The organism is Streptomyces sp. NPDC046862 (assembly GCF_040704615.1).
Classification (GTDB): domain Bacteria; phylum Actinomycetota; class Actinomycetes; order Streptomycetales; family Streptomycetaceae; genus Streptomyces.
This window is the reverse complement of sequence record NZ_JBEYXP010000039.1, coordinates 100112-116404: the sequence shown is the minus strand read 5'-3', so window position 1 is coordinate 116404 and position 16293 is coordinate 100112. Positions and strand designations below refer to the sequence as shown.

Annotated in this window: 14 protein-coding genes; 7 read left to right on the top strand and 7 right to left on the bottom strand. The window is 72.1% G+C overall.

All coding sequences use genetic code 11. From position 1 onward, the window contains the following. Window positions 1-130: 130 nt before the first annotated feature. Window positions 131-1027, bottom strand: coding sequence for a LysR substrate-binding domain-containing protein (locus AB0959_RS35125; protein WP_366830773.1), 897 nt, complete (start codon window positions 1025-1027; stop codon window positions 131-133). Window positions 1028-1146: 119 nt separating this feature from the next. Here AB0959_RS35125 and AB0959_RS35120 point away from each other — a divergent pair, with 119 nt between their 5' ends. The 5 genes from AB0959_RS35120 (at window position 1147) to AB0959_RS35100 (ending at window position 6473) form a co-directional block, all read left to right on the top strand. Continuing rightward, a complete protein-coding gene (locus tag AB0959_RS35120) occupies window positions 1147-1818 on the top strand; it encodes a succinate dehydrogenase (protein ID WP_366830783.1) in 672 nt (223 codons plus the stop codon). 1 nt (window position 1819) lies between these two features. Next, window positions 1820-3769, top strand: coding sequence for a fumarate reductase/succinate dehydrogenase flavoprotein subunit (locus tag AB0959_RS35115; RefSeq protein ID WP_366830772.1), 1950 nt, complete (start codon window positions 1820-1822; stop codon window positions 3767-3769). Next, window positions 3766-4515, top strand: a complete 750-nt coding sequence (locus tag AB0959_RS35110) for a succinate dehydrogenase/fumarate reductase iron-sulfur subunit (RefSeq protein WP_366830771.1) — start codon at window positions 3766-3768, stop codon at window positions 4513-4515. The genes AB0959_RS35115 and AB0959_RS35110 overlap by 4 nt, the downstream gene beginning before the upstream one ends. A gap of 342 nt (window positions 4516-4857) precedes the next feature. Further along, complete coding sequence (locus AB0959_RS35105; protein WP_366830770.1) at window positions 4858-5631, top strand: GNAT family N-acyltransferase; 774 nt, start codon at window positions 4858-4860, stop codon at window positions 5629-5631. Next, window positions 5631-6473 (top strand): lysophospholipid acyltransferase family protein, encoded by an 843-nt coding sequence (locus tag AB0959_RS35100; RefSeq protein ID WP_366830769.1) that lies wholly within the window; start codon window positions 5631-5633, stop codon window positions 6471-6473. The genes AB0959_RS35105 and AB0959_RS35100 overlap by 1 nt, the downstream gene beginning before the upstream one ends. Here AB0959_RS35100 and AB0959_RS35095 read toward each other — a convergent pair. The 3 genes from AB0959_RS35095 to AB0959_RS35085 all read right to left on the bottom strand — a co-directional run bounded on the left by AB0959_RS35095 (window position 6440) and on the right by AB0959_RS35085 (window position 9366). Beyond that, on the bottom strand, window positions 6440-7438 hold the full coding sequence (locus tag AB0959_RS35095) for an LLM class flavin-dependent oxidoreductase (RefSeq protein WP_366830768.1): 999 nt from the start codon (window positions 7436-7438) through the stop codon (window positions 6440-6442). The two genes, AB0959_RS35100 and AB0959_RS35095, sit on opposite strands and share 34 nt — an antisense overlap. Before the next feature lie 70 nt (window positions 7439-7508). Further along, the gene (locus tag AB0959_RS35090; RefSeq protein ID WP_366830767.1) at window positions 7509-8534 is read right to left on the bottom strand and encodes a Gfo/Idh/MocA family oxidoreductase; all 1026 of its coding nucleotides are present in this window, start codon (window positions 8532-8534) and stop codon (window positions 7509-7511) included. A 43-nt stretch (window positions 8535-8577) separates the two neighbouring features. Then, on the bottom strand, window positions 8578-9366 hold the full coding sequence (locus AB0959_RS35085) for a TIM barrel protein (RefSeq protein WP_366830766.1): 789 nt from the start codon (window positions 9364-9366) through the stop codon (window positions 8578-8580). A gap of 222 nt (window positions 9367-9588) precedes the next feature. Here AB0959_RS35085 and AB0959_RS35080 point away from each other — a divergent pair, with 222 nt between their 5' ends. Beyond that, on the top strand, window positions 9589-10626 hold the full coding sequence (locus tag AB0959_RS35080) for a LacI family DNA-binding transcriptional regulator (RefSeq protein WP_366830765.1): 1038 nt from the start codon (window positions 9589-9591) through the stop codon (window positions 10624-10626). 170 nt (window positions 10627-10796) lie between these two features. Further along, window positions 10797-11681, top strand: a complete 885-nt coding sequence (locus tag AB0959_RS35075; RefSeq protein WP_366830764.1) for an alpha/beta hydrolase — start codon at window positions 10797-10799, stop codon at window positions 11679-11681. A gap of 34 nt (window positions 11682-11715) precedes the next feature. Here the strand turns inward: AB0959_RS35075 and AB0959_RS35070 are convergent, their stop codons facing one another. The 3 genes from AB0959_RS35070 to AB0959_RS35060 all read right to left on the bottom strand — a co-directional run bounded on the left by AB0959_RS35070 (window position 11716) and on the right by AB0959_RS35060 (window position 16199). After that, on the bottom strand, window positions 11716-12393 hold the full coding sequence (locus tag AB0959_RS35070; protein WP_366830763.1) for a response regulator transcription factor: 678 nt from the start codon (window positions 12391-12393) through the stop codon (window positions 11716-11718). Then, entirely contained in the window at window positions 12390-13676 is a 1287-nt protein-coding gene (locus tag AB0959_RS35065; protein ID WP_366830762.1) for a sensor histidine kinase, read from the bottom strand. The genes AB0959_RS35070 and AB0959_RS35065 overlap by 4 nt, the downstream gene beginning before the upstream one ends. A gap of 306 nt (window positions 13677-13982) precedes the next feature. After that, complete coding sequence (locus AB0959_RS35060; protein WP_366830761.1) at window positions 13983-16199, bottom strand: MMPL family transporter; 2217 nt, start codon at window positions 16197-16199, stop codon at window positions 13983-13985. Window positions 16200-16293 lie beyond the last annotated feature (94 nt).

Here is a 16293-nt window from a genome sequence, read left to right as displayed (position 1 = left end):
CCTCAAACTCCCCCAGCTACCGCTGGGAGGTGCCCCCAAGGGGCTGAATGTGCGCGGCCGCGCCCCGTAAGGGGCGCGGGGAACTGCGCGACCAGCCCCCACCCACCCGCACACGACCACCACCCCCGGCTCAAGACCCCGCCGTCGTCGACAGCAGCATCCGCTGCAGCTCCCGCGCCGCCCGAGGCGGAGCCACATCACTCCGGTGCGCCAGCGCGATCGTCCGATACAGCCCGGGCCGAGCCAGCGGCGTCACCCGCAGCCCCCGCCCCGCCCGCGTCGCCACCATCCGCGGCACCACGGCCACCCCCAACCCGGCCCGCACGAACCCCAGCACCGCGTCCATCTCCCCGCCCTCCACCGCGAAGTCCGGCTCGAACCCCTCGGCACGGCACGCGGCGACCGTCAGTTCCCGCAGGTCGTACCCGTGCCGGAACATCACCAGCCGCTCACCCTCCAGATCGGAGATCCGCACCGAGCGCCGCCCCCGCCCGGGCCGGGCGGCCTCCGGCGACGACACCACCACCAGGTCCTCCCGGAGCACCTCCACCGTGGTCAGCGCGGGGGAGGGCGTCGGCAGCGGCAGCACGACCAGCGCCAGGTCCAACGCCCCTCGAGCCAGTTCCCGGACCAGATCGTGCGAGCCGCCCTCCTCGATCAGCAGCCGGATCCCGGGATAGCGGTCGTGGAAGGCGCGCAGCACATCCGGCAGCAGACCCGTGCACAGACTCGGCGTCGCACCGAGCCGCACCCGCCCCCGCCGCAGCTGGACCAGCTCGGCCACCTCGTGCCGCGCCGTGTCCGCGTCGGCCAGTATCCGCCGGGCCAGTGGCAGCAGCGCCTCACCCGCGTCGGTCAGCGTGATGTTGCCGCGGGCCCGCCGGAACAGTTCCGCCCCCAACTCCCGCTCCAGCGAACGGATCTGCTGGGACAGAGAGGGCTGCGCGACATGCACGAGCTCCGCTGCCCGGGTGAAGTGCCGGGTCTCGGCGACGGCCACGAAGTACTGGAGCTGCTGGAACTGCACGCTCCCACGATAGGTCAAGGCTATCGAAACGAGCCGTACCATGTCTTGGACCGATCACGTGTCACCGCTCTAGCGTCGTGTGCATGGCTCTGGCAACGCGGACGGACCGACGGCCGTCCATGGCCCGCACGGTGTGGGACAGCTCCGTCGGCAAGAAGACCGTCATGGCGGTCAGCGGTCTGATCATGTTGCTGTACCTGGTCGTCCACATGATCGGGAACCTGAAGATCTTCTTCGGCGCGGGCGAGTTCAACCACTACGCGCACTGGCTGCGCACCGTCGGCGAACCCTTCATGCACTACGAGTGGACGCTGTGGCTCGTCCGCGTCGTGCTGGTCGTCGCGGTCGTCGCCCACGCCGTCTCCGCGTACCAGCTCAGCCGCCGCGACATCAAGGCACGGCCCAACAAGTACGTGCACAAGAAGCCGCGGGCGAGTTACGCCACGCGCACCATGCGCTGGGGCGGGATCATCCTCGGCCTGTTCATCGTCTGGCACATCCTGGACCTGACCACCGGCACCGTGCACAGCGGCGGCTTCCAGGAGGGCCACCCGTACCAGAACGTCGTGGACACCTTCTCCACCTGGTACGGCAACGTCATCTACATCGTCGCGATGCTCGCGCTCGGCCTGCACGTCCGGCACGGCTTCTGGAGCGCGGCCCAGACCCTGGGCGCGGGCAGCCGCACCCGCGACCGCGCCCTCAAGACCGTCGCCAACGTTCTCGCACTGCTGCTCACGGCCGGTTTCATCGCCGTACCCGTGGGCGTCATGACCGGAGTGGTGAGCTGACATGAACTCGTACACCGACTACGCGACCGGTGAGCCGGTCGTCGACACCAAGGCTCCCTCCGGCCCCGTCAACGAGCGCTGGGACACCCGCCGCTTCGAGGCCAAGCTGGTCAACCCCGCCAACCGGCGCAAGCACACGGTGATCGTCGTCGGCACCGGCCTCGCCGGCGGCTCCGCGGGCGCCACTCTCGCCGAACAGGGCTACCACGTCGTGCAGTTCTGCTACCAGGACTCCCCGCGACGCGCCCACTCGATCGCCGCGCAGGGCGGCATCAACGCGGCGAAGAACTACCGCAACGACGGCGACTCCATCCACCGGCTGTTCTACGACACCGTCAAGGGCGGCGACTTCCGGGCCCGCGAGTCCAACGTCCACCGGCTGGCGCAGATCTCCGTCGAGATCATCGACCAGTGCGTGGCGCAGGGCGTCCCCTTCGCCCGCGAGTACGGCGGTCTGCTCGACACCCGGTCCTTCGGCGGGGTGCAGGTGTCGCGGACCTTCTACGCACGCGGCCAGACGGGACAACAGTTGCTGCTGGGCGCCTACCAGGCCCTCAGCAGGCAGATCGCGGCCGGCACCATCGAGATGCACCCGCGCACCGAGATGCTCGACCTGATCGTGATCGACGGGCGGGCGCGCGGGATCGTGGCGCGCGATCTCGTCACCGGTCGCGTCGACACCTACTTCGCGGACGCCGTCGTCCTCGCCTCCGGCGGCTACGGCAACGTCTTCTACCTGTCGACGAACGCCATGAACTCCAACGCCACCGCGATCTGGCGGGCCCACCGGCGCGGCGCGTACTTCGCCAACCCGTGCTTCACCCAGATCCACCCCACCTGCATCCCGCGCACCGGCGACCACCAGTCCAAGCTGACGCTGATGAGCGAGTCCCTGCGCAACGACGGACGCATCTGGGTACCGAAGGCCAAGGGCGACACCCGCCCGGCCGGCCAGATCCCCGAGGACGAGCGCGACTACTACCTGGAGCGCGTCTACCCCTCCTTCGGCAACCTCGTGCCCCGCGACATCGCCTCCCGCGCCGCGAAGAACGTCTGTGACGAGGGCAGGGGCGTCGGCCCCGGCGGACAGGGCGTGTACCTGGACTTCGCCGACGCCATCGAGCGGATGGGGCGGAAGGCCGTCGAGGCCAAGTACGGCAACCTCTTCGACATGTACCAGCGGATCACCGACGAGGATCCGTACGAGGTACCGATGCGGATCTATCCCGCCGTGCACTACACGATGGGCGGCCTGTGGGTCGACTACGACCTGCAGACCACCATCCCCGGCCTGTTCGCGATCGGCGAGGCCAACTTCTCCGATCACGGAGCGAACCGGCTCGGCGCGTCGGCCCTGATGCAGGGCCTCGCCGACGGCTACTTCGTGCTTCCGGCGACCATCAACGACTACCTGGCGCGCAACCCGCGCCACGAGGACGTCACGGTCGACCACCCCGTCGTCCAGGAGGTGCTGGCCGAGACGGAGGACCGCCTCAACCTGCTCCTCTCCGTCGACGGCGACCGCACCCCCGACTCCTTCCACCGCGAGGTCGGCGAGCTGATGTGGGAGTTCTGCGGCATGGCCCGTACGGACTCGGGGCTGCGCAAGGCGCTGGAACGCATCCCGCAGATCCGCGAGGAGTTCTGGCGGCGCATCAAGGTGCCCGGCACCGGCGAGGAGTTCAACCAGTCGCTGGAGAAGGCCAACCGGATCGTCGACTACCTCGAACTCGCCGAGCTGATGTGCCTCGACGCGCTGCACCGAGCCGAGTCCTGCGGCGGCCACTTCCGCGAGGAGTCCCAGACGGCCGACGGCGAGGCGGCCCGCAGGGACGACGAGTTCGCGTACGCGGCCGCCTGGGAGTTCACGAGTGCGGGCTCTGCCCCCGTGCTGCACAGGGAAGACCTGGTCTTCGAGTACGTCCACCCCACTCAGCGGAGCTACGCATGAAGCTCACCCTGCGCGTCTGGCGGCAGAAGAACGCCGACGCCGACGGAGCGATGTCCACGTACGAGGTGGACGGTATCTCGTCCGACATGTCCTTCCTGGAGATGCTGGACACCCTCAACGAGGAACTCATCCTGCGCGGTGAGGACCCGGTCGCCTTCGACCACGACTGCCGCGAGGGCATCTGCGGCGCGTGCAGTCTCGTGATCAACGGCGACGCGCACGGGCCCGAGCGCACCACGACCTGTCAGCTGCACATGCGGTCCTTCAAGGACGGCGACACGATCGACATCGAGCCGTGGCGGGCGTCGGCGTTCCCCGTGATCAAGGACCTGGTGGTGGACCGGTCGGCCTTCGACCGGATCATCCAGGCCGGTGGCTACATCACCGCGCCGACGGGCTCCGCGCCCGAGGCCCACGCGACGCCGGTGCCGAAGCCGGACGCGGACTTCGCGTTCGAGCACGCGGAGTGCATCGGGTGCGGGGCGTGTGTGGCGGCGTGTCCCAACGGCGCGGCGATGCTGTTCACCTCGGCCAAGGTCAACCATCTGAACGTGTTGCCCCAGGGGGCGCCCGAGCGGGAGACGCGGGTGCTGGACATGGTGGCGCAGATGGATGACGAGGGGTTCGGGGGGTGCACGTTGGCGGGGGAGTGCGCCACCGCTTGCCCCAAGGGGATTCCCTTGGTCTCCATCACCAGCATGAACAAGGAGTGGCTGCGGGCTGCTCGGAAGGTCGCGAAGCGGTAGCGCCGCAGGGGTGTTGTTGGTTTCGGGCTGCGGGTTCGTTGTGGCTGGTCGCGCAGTTCCCCGCGCCCCTTGAGGGACGCGCCCCTTCGGGGCACGTCCCCTCAAAAACGTTCGCCGACCAGGTGCGGACGGGCGGGGCCGGGAGTGGTGCTCTCCGGCCCCGCCAAGATCTGTCACGCCGCCGCACCCTGGCATTCAACAACCTCACACCCTGCCTCTCTGCGAAGGTTACGCGCCGGTCAGTTGGCGTCGGGAAAACATAAGCGAGCACGCCGTAGCCAACCGGCGGCCCGCTCAGCTCCCGCCGCACAGGCCCGTCCCGTCCCCAGGAGAGAGCCAGCCATGACCGGCGTATCCACGCTCGACAGCCCGCCCCAGGCGGTCACGCCCACCCGTTACACCGTCACCCTCGCCCGCGACGAGGCCGACGTGCGGGCCGCACAGCGGCTGCGGCACGACGTCTTCGCCGGCGAGATGGGCGCGCTGCTGTCCACCCCGCAGCCCGGCCTCGACGTCGACGCCTTCGACGCGTACTGCGACCACCTGCTCGTCCGGGACACGCTGACCGACCAGGTCGTCGGTACGTACCGGCTGCTGCCGCCGGAGCGCGCCGCGATCGCCGGGCGGCTGTACTCGGAGGGCGAGTTCGACCTCTCCCCGCTGGACCCGATCCGTCCCGGGCTCGTCGAGGTCGGCCGCTCCTGCGTGCACCCCGACCACCGCGACGGCACCGTCATCGGCCTGATCTGGGCCGGCATCGCGCGGTACATGGTCCAGGGCGGTCACGAGTGGCTGGCCGGCTGCTGCTCGCTCCCGCTCGCCGACGGGGGCGCGCTCGCCGCCGCCACGTGGGACCGCGTGCGGGCCAAGAACCTCGCACCCGAGGAGTACCGGGTGCGTCCCCTGCTGCCCTGGGACGCGGACGGCGTGGCCCGGCCCGAGCAGCGCACCGAACTGCCGCCCCTGCTGCGCGGTTACCTCCGCCTCGGCGCCTGGGTGTGCGGCGAGCCCGCGCACGACCCGGACTTCGGCGTCGCCGACCTGTACGTGCTGCTGCCGATGAGCCGGGTCAACGCGCGCTATCTGCGGCACTTCCTGTCGCTCGTCCCGGCCTGATGAGCGTCTGGCTGCCCAGCGCGCCGTGCTCTCCGGCGGCGTGCGTGGAGCGGAGGGCACCCACCGTGGCCGTGCCCCTAGCGGTGCTGCGGCTGACGGTGCTGGCGGTCCTTCTGCTCGGGGGGATCACGTTGCTGCCGCTCGGCGGGCGGGTGCCCGCCGGAGCGGTGCGGTGGTGGTGCCGGGTGATGCTGCGGGCCGCGGGTGTGCGGCTCCGTTTCAGTGGCGCCGCCACCCCCGCCGGCGGGGTGCTCCTCGTCGCCAACCACATCTCCTGGATGGACATACCGCTGCTCGCCGCCGTGCGTCCGGCCCGGATGCTCGCCAAGACCGAGATCCGGCAGTGGCCCGTGGCGGGTCCGCTGACGGCGCGGGCCGGGGTCCTGTTCATCGAGCGGGACCGGCTGCGCGCGCTCCCGGACACGGTCGCCCGTATCGCCGGTGCCCTGCGCGCCGGCGGGGCGGTCACCGCCTTCCCCGAGGGCAGCACGTGGTGCGGACGAGCCCAGGGCACCTTCCGCCGCGCCGTCTTCCAGGCCGCGATCGACGCCGGCGCTCCCGTCCAGCCCGTCCGTATCCACTACCGCCACAGCGACGGCACCGCCAGCACGGCCCCCGCCTTCGTCGGCGAGGACTCGCTGCTCACCTCACTGTGGCGGGTGGCGACGGCCCGCGACCTGGTGGCCGAGGTCGAGGTGAGGGACGCGATACCGCCGCACAGCCGTCCCGACCGTCGCTCACTGGCCCGCGCCGCCGAACTGTCCGCGGGGTTGGGGGTGCGTGAGGAGCGCCACCTGACGTCCCGGCCTCAGCCGGCGATGATCCGGGCAAGCCGCCGGTAGGAGTCGACCAGGCCCTCACGGTCGTAGGTGCTGGTGGTGACGAGGAGTTCCTGCGCGCCCGTCTCCTTCAGCACCGTCTCCAGTTCGTGGGCGACCTGGTCCTCGGTGCCGGCGATGTGGCCGGTGAGGCCCGACTCGTAGAAGCCGCGCTCCTTGGCGGTCATCGTGCGGGCCTCGACCTCGTCGGCCGGCGGCAGCGGGGGAAAGGTGCCGTGCGTGCGCGAGTACGCCATCGACCAGGCCTCCGGGAGCAGCAGGCGCCGGGCCTCCTCGGGCGTGGCGGCGACCGCGACCGTGCCCGAGATGACGACGTACGGCTCCCGTGCCCACGGGGAGGGCCGGAAGGCCGCGCGGTAGTGGTCGATGCCGCGCCGCATCTTCTCGCGGTCGCGGAGGTCGCCGATGACCATGGGCAGGCCCGCCCGGGCGGCGATGGCGGCGCCCTCGCCCATCGCGAGCACGAACGGCGGCACGGTCAGGCCCTCCGCCGGGCGCGCGTGCGCGCGGGTGGGGGACGTCCCGCGGAACCAGCCGAGCAGCTCGTCGAGTTGCCCGGCGAAGTCGTCCGCGACGTCCTTGTCCCGCCCCAGGGCCCGGCGCACCCCGTCGGTGAAGCCGACGGACCGGCCCAGGCCCATGTCGATCCGCCCCGGGAAGAGGGACTCCAGGACCCCGAACTGCTCGGCCACGACGAACGGCTGGTGGTTGGGCAGCATCACGCCGCCGGTACCCACCCGGATGCGTCGCGTGGCCGCCGCGACGGCCGCGGCCAGCACGGTCGGCGCCGAACCGGCGACTCCTGGCACACCGTGGTGCTCCGACACCCAGAACCGGTGAAAGCCCAGCTCCTCCAGCTCCCGCGCCAGCCCGACCGTGTCCCGCAACGCCTCGGCGGCGTCGTGCCCCTCACGGGCACGGGAGCGGTCGAGGACCGAGAACCGGGTCTGTGCGATCACTGAACTCACATGGAGTACAACGCCTGGGGCGCGCCGGGATTCCCGGGCGGGTTCGCCCGCCGGTCACTCGGTCCGCCGGTCACTCGTCCTTGAGGTCCGCCACGCGGACGGGGGCGCCCGTCGTGACCGACCGGACGGCGGTGAGGGCGATCGTCAGGGCGGCGCGGGCGTCCTCCCCGGTGACGGACGGGGCCCGGCCGGTGCGCACGCTGTCGGTGAAGTCGGCGAGCTCGGCGACGTACGCGTCGCGGAAGAGGTCCTGGTCGTAGGTGACGCAGTCGGCGGCCACGCCGTCCGCGCCGTACGACGTGAGGTGGCCGCGCCGGATGTCGCCCATCGTGAGCATGCCCGCCGAGCCGAAGACCTCGCCGCGTACGTCGTAGCCGTAGACGGCCTGGAAGCTGGCCTCGGCGGTGGCGAGGGCGCCGTTGTCGAAGCGGATGGTGACCACGGCGGTGTCGAGCAGCCCGCGGTCCCTGAAGTCGGGGCGGACCAGGGCGTCGGCCCAGGCGAAGACCTCGACCGGCTCGGCACCCGGGTTGAGGAAGCGCAGGGTGTCGAAGTCGTGGATCAGGGTCTCCAGGAAGATCGTCCACGGCGGGATCGGCGCCGGGTCGTGCAGTTTCGGGTCGCGGGTGAGCGAGCGCAGCAGCTGCGGGGTGCCGATACCGCCGGAGGCGATCTTGTCGTGGGCGGCCCGGAAGCCGGTGTCGTAGCGGCGGTTGAAGCCCACCTGGAGCGGAACACCCGCGTCGCGTACCGCGGCGACGGCGCGGTCGGCCTCCGCCAGGGTGACGGCCATGGGCTTCTCGCAGTACACCGCCTTGCCCGCGCGCGCCGCCGCCTCCACGAGACCGGCGTGGCTACGGGCCGGGGTGGCGATCACCACGGCGTCGACCCGCGGGTCGGCCAGCAGGTCCCCGATCCCGGTGTACGCCGTCGGGCAGCCGAGCCGGTCTCCGAGGAGCCTCGCGGCACCCGGAGCCGGGTCGGCCACGGCGGCGAGCCGGGCGCCGGGCAGACGGTGGGCGAGCGTCTCGGCGTGGAAGGAGCCCATCCGTCCGGCGCCGATGAGGCCGACGGCGAGGGGCTGGTGGGTGGTCACGTGGGTTCTCCGTACGTAGGGGAAGCGCCTGAGGGGCTGTTGGTCAGGCGGGTGTGAACGCGGTCCGGAAGCGTTCCAGGGCTCGTTCGCCGTCCTCGGAGGCCCAGGCCTCCATGGCGACCGTGCCGTCGTAGCCGAGGTCGGTGAGGGCGCGGGCGACGGCCGGGTAGTTGATCTCGCCGGTGCCCGGCTCGCGACGGCCCGGTACGTCGGCGACCTGGATCTCTCCGATCAGGCCGAGCGCGTGGGCCCGGCGGACCAGTTCGATCAGGTTTCCCTCGCCGATCTGCGCGTGGTACAGGTCCAGGTTCATGCGCAGCCCGGGGTGGTCCACGGCGGCGACCAGGGCCATGGTGTCGGCGGCCTTCGCGAACGGCACGCCGGGGTGGTCCACGGCCGTGTTCAGGTTCTCCAGGGTGAACGTGATGCCGGCGCTCTCGCCCAGCTCGGCGACGCGGGTGAGCGTCCGGTGGGCAGCGATCCACATCGGGCCGGTGGGCTCGCCCGTCACCGGCACCACGGGCAGGCCCTCGCCGTCCAGACCGGTGCCGTGCAGGTTCAGCCGGGGGCAGCCGAGATGCTCGGCCGCCTTGACCGACTCCTCGGCGGTGCGCAGCAGTTCGGCCGCGCCCTCCTCGTCGGTGAGGCTGCCGCGGATGTAGCCGGTCATCGAGGAGAACTCGGCGGGCGTACGGGCCAGGGCGTCGAGGTCGTGCCGGGTCCAGTCCCAGATCTCGACCTGGAACCCGGCGTCATGGATGCGCCGGGCCCGCTCGTCGACGGGCAGATCCCGGAAGACCATCTCGGCGCAGACCGCCAGTGTGTACGTCACGACGCTCCCTCTCTCTGGATTCGGCTCGGGATTTCGGCTGCGAACTAGAACGTTCTAGCGCCCGAGCAGCAGTACGCCACCCCCGGGACGTCCTGTCAAGGCTTCGCGGGGCGGGAGACTAGAACGTTGCAGTGATGTCGACCAGCGTGTTCTCCGGCGCCCCGACTCGTCTACGATCGACGGCTGGAGGAGCAGACCCGGTACCGAGCAGGGAGGCCAGCGGTGCCACCGACCCCAGGGCCCCCCGAGGGGAAGCGCCCCACCCTCGCCGATGTGGCGACGCGGGCCGGCGTGTCCGTCGCGCTGGTCTCCATCGTGATGCGCGGGGCCAAGGGCGCCGGCGCCGGCACCCGGGAGCGGGTCCTGGAGGCGGCGCGGGAGATCGGGTACCGGCCCGACGCCCGCGCCCGGCTGCTGCGGAGCAACCGCTCACGGCTGCTCGGCGTGCAGTTCGGCCTCCAGCACCCCTTCCACACCGACCTGGTGGAGGGCGTCTACGCCGCCGCCGAGCCCGCCGGGTACCAGGTCGCCCTCAGCGCCGTGGCTCCCAGCCGCGACGAGCGGCATGCCGTGGAGAGCCTGCTCGGCGACCGCTGCGAGGCGCTGATCCTGCTCGGCCCCGAGGCTCCGGCGGCACGTCTCGCGGAGCTGGCGGCCCAGTTGCCGGTGGTGTCGGTGGCCCGGCGGCTGCGTCCGGCCGTGCCCGGCGTGGACGTGGTCCGCACCGCCGACGACGAGGGCGCCCGTCAGGCCGTCGACCACCTCGTCTCCCTCGGGCACCGGGACATCGTCCACATCGACGGCGGCCGCGCGCCGGGCGCCGCCGACCGGCGCCGCGGCTACCGCACCGCCATGAACCGTCACGGGCTCGGCGACCGGGCCCGCGTCCTGCCCGGCGGTCTGACCGAGGAGGACGGCGCCGCGGCCGCGCGCGGTCTCCTCGGCGACGACCCCCGGCCCACGGCCGTGGTCGCCTTCAACGACCGCTGTGCCACCGGTGTCCTCGACACGTTCCTGCGCGCCCGCGTCGGCGTGCCCGACGAGATCTCCGTGGTCGGCTTCGACGACAGCCGCCTCGCCCGGCTCGCGCACGTCTCCCTCACCACCGTCGGCCAGGACGTCCGCCGTCTCGCGGAGTTGGCGGTGGGGCGGGCGGTGGGGCGGGTGGAGGGGGACGGGGCCGAGGCCTCCGGCGGGGAGACGGTGGTCGGGCCGCGGCTTGTTGTGCGGAGCACTACCGTGGGGCCGCGCGGGCGTTAGCTGTCTGTTCGGTGGCCGGTGGGTCTCGTCTGCCGGGTTCTGTGTGGGGCTGCTGCGGGTTCGTTGTGGCTTGTCGCGCAGTTCCCCGCGCCCCTCAAAGCGCATGCGCTCGCCGCAACAAGGGCACTCGTTCGTGACCTGGCCATCCCCCGCCCCGTCCTGGAGGAGCCGTGCCGTCCGAGCTCGTGTCCGTGGCCCATCGGACCGTCGACGTCGATGGCGTCGAGGTCTTCTACCGGGAGGCGGGGCCGCCGGGGGCGCCGGTGGTGCTGTTGCCGCACGGGTATCCGTCGTCGTCCTTCCAGTACCGCACCCTGATGCCCGTGCTCGGCGACCGGTGGCGGCTGGTCGCCCCGGACTTCCCCGGGTTCGGGTACAGCGAGACGCCGGAGCGGGACCGTTTCGACTACTCGTTCGCGGGATACGCCCGCCTGCTGGAGCGGTTCGCGGAGGTGCTCGGTCTGCACCGTTACGCGCTCTACCTGTTCGACTACGGTTCACAGGCGGGGCTGCAGCTGGCCGTGAAGCACCCGGAGCGGATCGCCGCGCTGGTCATCCAGAACGGGGACGCGTACGCCGACACGCTCGGGCCCAAGTACGCGGCGCTGCGGGAGTACTGGGCCGACCCCACGCCCGAACGCCGGGCCGCCCTCGCCGAGGCGGTCACCGAACGCGGGCTGCGGGAGGAGGTCATCGGCGAAGTCCCGCAGCACATGGCCGAGTTGATCAGCCCGGATCTGTGGGAGCTGTCCTGGCCGGTGCTCGGGCGCTCACCCAACCGGGAGATCATGGTCGACCTGTTCGCCGACATCAAGAACAGCGTGGACCGGTTCCCCGAGTACCAGGCCTATCTGCGCGGGGCCCAGCCGCCCTCGCTGATCGTCTGGGGGCCGCACGACGGCTACATGCCCGAGGAGTCGGCGCGCGCGTACCTCACCGACCTGCCCGAGGCCGAGCTGCACGTCCTCAAGGACGCCGGGCACTGGGCCCTGGAGACCCACCTCCACGAGATCGCCGGTCTGATGAGGGAGTTCCTGGGCCGCGTGCATCCGTGAGGTGAGCGTCGGGACAAAGAGGCGCCGGTGGTGGTCAGTTCGGGGGTGAAGCCTGGACGAGGCCCGACTGGTAGGCGATGACGACGAGTTGGGCGCGGTCGCGGGCGCCCAGTTTCGTCATCGCGCGGTGGACGTGGGTGCGTACGGTCAGCGGGCTGACGACGAGCTTGTCGGCGATCTCGTCGTTGGAGTGCCCCTCGGCGGCCAGCGCCATCACCTCGCGTTCGCGGGTGGTGAGGCCGGAGAGGGCGTCGGGCGGGGCGAGCCGCGCGCTGGGCGCGGGGGTGGTCAGGAAGCGGGTGATGAGGGCACGCGTGGCGACGGGGGAGAGGAGCGAGTCACCGGAGGCCACGGTGCGGATGCCGTCCAGGAGCGCGTCGGCGCTGACGTCCTTGCCGAGGAAGCCGCTCGCGCCCGCACGCAGCGCCTGGGCGACGTACTCGTCGATCTCGAACGTGGTCAGGATGAGCACGCGGGTGCCCGACAGCTCGGGGTCGGCGCAGATCGTGGTCGTGGCCGACAGGCCGTCGGTGCCCGGCATCCGGATGTCCATCAGGACGACGTCGGGTCTGTGGACGCGCGCCAGGTCGACCGCTTCGGCGCCGTCCGTGGCCTCGTCGACCACCTCCAGGTCGTCGCAGGAGTCGATCAGGATCCGGAAGGTGGCCCGCAGCAGGGCCTGGTCGTCGGCGAGCAGGACGCGGATGGTCATGGGTTCTCGTACTTCCGGTGTGGGGTGCGTTCTTGAGGGCCGGACCGGGTTTCGGGGGCCGGGTGCGGGTGCGGGTGCGGGTTCCGGCCCGGGGCCGGGGTGGTCAGGTGCAGTGGCAGTTCGGTGGTCACTTCGAAGCCGCCCTCGTGGCGGTGGCCGGCCTGGAGCACACCGCCGACGGACTGGGCGCGTTCGCGCATGCCGATGAGGCCGAAGCCGCGGCCGACCGCCGGGGTGGCGGATGCCGTGCCGCTGCCGTCGTCGGTGACCGTGAGGGTCAGCCGGTCGTTCAGATAGCAGAGCCGTACGTGGGCCGAACCCGCGGCGGCGTGCTTGGTGACGTTGGTGAGCGCCTCCTGCACGATGCGGTACGCCGTCAGGTCCACGCCCGGCGACAGTGGCCGTGGCTCGCCCTCGGTGGTCACGGTGACCTCCAGTCCGGCGGCCCGGCACGCGTCAGTCAGCTCGGGCAGGCGGGCGAGGCCCGGGGCCGGCTGCAGGGACGTGTCCGGGTCGTCCGCCTGGCGCAGCAGACCGACCGTGGCCTTGAGCTCGCGCAACGCCGACGCCGTGGTGCCGGTCAGGTCGGTGAGGATCTTCTCCGCCTGCTCGGGGCGGGTGCGCGCGAGATGGGCGGCGGTGCCGGCCTGGGCGTTGGCGAGGGCGAGGTGGTGGGCGACGACGTCGTGCAGCTCGCGGGCGATCCGCATCCGCTCCTCGGCGACCCGGAGGCGCGCCTCCTCCTCGCGGGTGCGTTCGGCGTACTCGGCGCGCGCCTGTACGGCGTCCAGGTACGCGCCCCGCAACCGGGAAGCGCTCCCGGCGACGACGGGGAGCAGCAGCCAGGCCGTGGGCCCGAGCGTCTTGAGGATCAGCGGATGGTGGCCCGGCTCCGCGGTCACCGCCGTGGTCACCAGGACGGCGACCGCAGCGAAAAGGTAGACGCGGGTCGTCCTGCGGTCGGTCCGCAGGGCCAGCCAGTAGAGGGCCGCCAGGACGGGCGCCATGAGCAGCGGATTGAGCACATAGCCCAGCGCGCTCGTCGCCGCGGCGCACAGCGTCGTCACGGCGACGACGACGCCGGGGCGGGTGCGATGCGCGAGGAGGGCGAGGGACGAGGCCCCCGCGAGCAGGGCGGCCGGTCCCAGGTGGTCCGGCTGCTCGGCACCGGGCGGGCTGAGCGTGGCACCGAAGAGCGCGGAGGCGAACATCACGATGACACTCAGCCAGTCGAAGGCGCGTCGTTGGCGCGGCATGTGGCGATCCAGACTGAGGCTGCTCATCGGGTTCTCCGGTCGGTGGGCTGGGACCATGGTGGACCACGGGCGTCGGAAGGATCCGAGGGCGTCGGGAGATACGCGGACCCTCTCCGGTGGCACGCGCCGGTATGGCGCCCGGCTCCCGTGACGCCGTGTCGGTGTCTGCCTCCGTGCCCGTGCCCGCGTCCTGGTCCGCGGGGCCCATCATGGCTCGCTGGGCTGACGCGCTCGTACGGCGTGCACGGGCGCCTCGGGCCACAGGTGGGTACGGCGGGACCGGCGGGGCCGCCCGTGTCCACTCGGGCGGCCCTCCGGAGCGGGAGCGGCGGCTCAGACGTGCGCCGCCTTCCTCGCTCCCGGGTCGGCGTCCACCGCTGCCGCTTCGGCGGCCGGCCGACGAGTCAGTGCCTCGCCCTCCACGTCGATGTCGGGCAGCAGCCGGTCCAGCCACCGCGGCAGCCACCAGGCACGGTGTCCGAGCAGGGCGAGGACGGCGGGCACGATGGCCATGCGGACGACGAAGGCGTCGAAGAAGACCGCGATGGCCAGACCGAAGCCGATCATCTTGATCATGGACTCGCCGGCGCCGACGAAACCGGCGAAGACCGCCATCATGATCAGCGCGGCGGCCACGACCACCCGGGCGCTGTACCGGAACCCGGTGGTGATCGCCTGGCCCGGCCGGTCCCCGTGGACGTACGCCTCCCGCATCCGGGTCACGAGGAAGACCTCGTAGTCCATGGCGAGCCCGAACACGATGCCCACCAGGAAGATCGGCATCAGGCTCATGATCGGACCGGTGGACTCCACGCCCAGGAGCTCCGCGCCGTGGCCCTGCTGGAAGACCAGGACGACCGCGCCGAGGGCCGCGAGCACCGAGAGCAGGAAACCTGCGGCCGCCTTGAGGGGCACGAGCACCGACCGGAAGACCAGCAGCAGGAGCACGATGGCCAGGCCGACCACCACGACGAGGTAGGGGATCAGCGCGTCCTGCACCTTCTGGGCGACGTCGATGTTGACCGCGGTGGTGCCGGTGACCTCGAACGTCGTCCCGGTCTCCGACTCGATCCCCGGACGCTCGTCACGGATGCTCTGGACGAGCTCCTTGGTCCTCTCGTCGCTGGGGCCGGTGGACGGGACGGCCGAGAACACCGCGGTGTCGCGGGCCGGGTTGAACCGGGCGGGGGAGACCGAGACGACACCCTCCGTCGCGCCGATCTCCTCGGAGATCGTCCGCGCCGCGCCCTTGGGGTCGGAGGCCCCCTTCGCGTCCACGACGATGGTCAGCGGCCCGTTGAAGCCGGCCCCGAAGCCCTCGGCCAGCGCGTCGTAGGCGCGGCGCTCGGTCGAGGAGACGGGCTTGGCCTCGTCGCCCGGCATGCCGAGCCGGAGGTCCCGCACCGGCAGCGCCATCGCGCCGAGACCGACCACGCCGACCAGGAGTACGGCCACGGGACGGCGCAGCACGAACCGGGACCAGCGGCTGCCGCCGTTGTCCTCACCGCCCTCGTCGAACCGCCCGCTCCGGCGGGCGGACCGCGACAGCACCGCGTTCGGCCAGAAGCCGAGCAGGGCCGGGACCAGGGTGAGCGCGATGAGGACCCCGACGACGACCGCGCCCGCGGCGGCCAGCCCCATCTTGGTGAGCATCGGAATGCCCACCACCGACAGCCCGGCCAGCGCGATGACCACGGTCAGCCCGGCGAAGACGACCGCCGAGCCCGCGGTACCGGTGGCCAGGGCGACGGCCTCCCGCGGTGTGTGCCCCTTGGCGCGTTCCTCGCGGTAGCGGGAGACGACGAACATCGCGTAGTCGATGCCGACCGCCAGGCCCAGCATGGTGGCCAGCGTGCCGGTGGTCGCGGACAGGCCGAACGTGCTGCCCAGCGCCAGGATCGCGGCCATGCTGATGCCGACGCCGACGATCGCGGTCAGCAGCGGCAGACCGGCCGCCGTCAGCGAACCGAAGGTGATCAGCAGGACGACGGCGGCGATGCCGATACCGACGGCCTCGGCCGGTCCACCCGCCGCGGGCCGGGTCGCCAGCGCGTTCCCGCCCACCTCTACGGTCAGCCCGGAGTCCCGGACCTGGGCGATGGCGTCCTCGGCGTGCTTCTTGCTCGCGTCGGTGAGGTCGTCGGCCTTCGCCTTGAAGGTGATGGTCGAGTACGCCGTGGAGGCGTCCTTGCTCACGGCACGCGCCTGGAAGGGGTCCGCCGCGGCGGCGACCTGCGAGCCCTGGGAGGCCTCGTCCACGAACCGCTCGATCGCCGCCCTGTGGCCGGCGGCGGTGACCTTCTGGCCGTCCGGCGCGACGAACACGACCCGGGTACTGGCCCCGTCGGCCGCGGACCCGGGAAAGCGCTGCTCCAAGAGGTCGAACGCCCTCTGGGACTCGATGCCCGGCATGGAGAAGCCGTCGTCGGGTGCCGAAGGGGCCTTGACGGCGCCGAGGCCGACGGCGGCGAGCACCGCCACCCACAGGAGCGCGACGTACCAGCGTCGCCGGAAGGCCAGGCGGCCCAGTCGATAGAGAAAAGCAGCCACGGGTCGGAGGTCTCCACATCTGGTCTCGGATGACCGTCCAAGAGTCCAGGGGAGGGGCCCGTCCCGTCGTCGTGCGGCTGCCGACAAACTCACC

Coding starts and splice junctions, on each gene's coding strand:
- AB0959_RS35065 (WP_366830762.1), bottom strand. CDS start 13,676: ATGAGCAGCCTCAGTCTGGATCGCCACATGCCGCGCCAACGACGCGCC.
- AB0959_RS35100 (WP_366830769.1), top strand. CDS start 5,631: ATGAGCGTCTGGCTGCCCAGCGCGCCGTGCTCTCCGGCGGCGTGCGTG.
- AB0959_RS35105 (WP_366830770.1), top strand. CDS start 4,858: ATGACCGGCGTATCCACGCTCGACAGCCCGCCCCAGGCGGTCACGCCC.
- AB0959_RS35070 (WP_366830763.1), bottom strand. CDS start 12,393: ATGACCATCCGCGTCCTGCTCGCCGACGACCAGGCCCTGCTGCGGGCC.
- AB0959_RS35120 (WP_366830783.1), top strand. CDS start 1,147: ATGGCCCGCACGGTGTGGGACAGCTCCGTCGGCAAGAAGACCGTCATG.
- AB0959_RS35110 (WP_366830771.1), top strand. CDS start 3,766: ATGAAGCTCACCCTGCGCGTCTGGCGGCAGAAGAACGCCGACGCCGAC.
- AB0959_RS35115 (WP_366830772.1), top strand. CDS start 1,820: ATGAACTCGTACACCGACTACGCGACCGGTGAGCCGGTCGTCGACACC.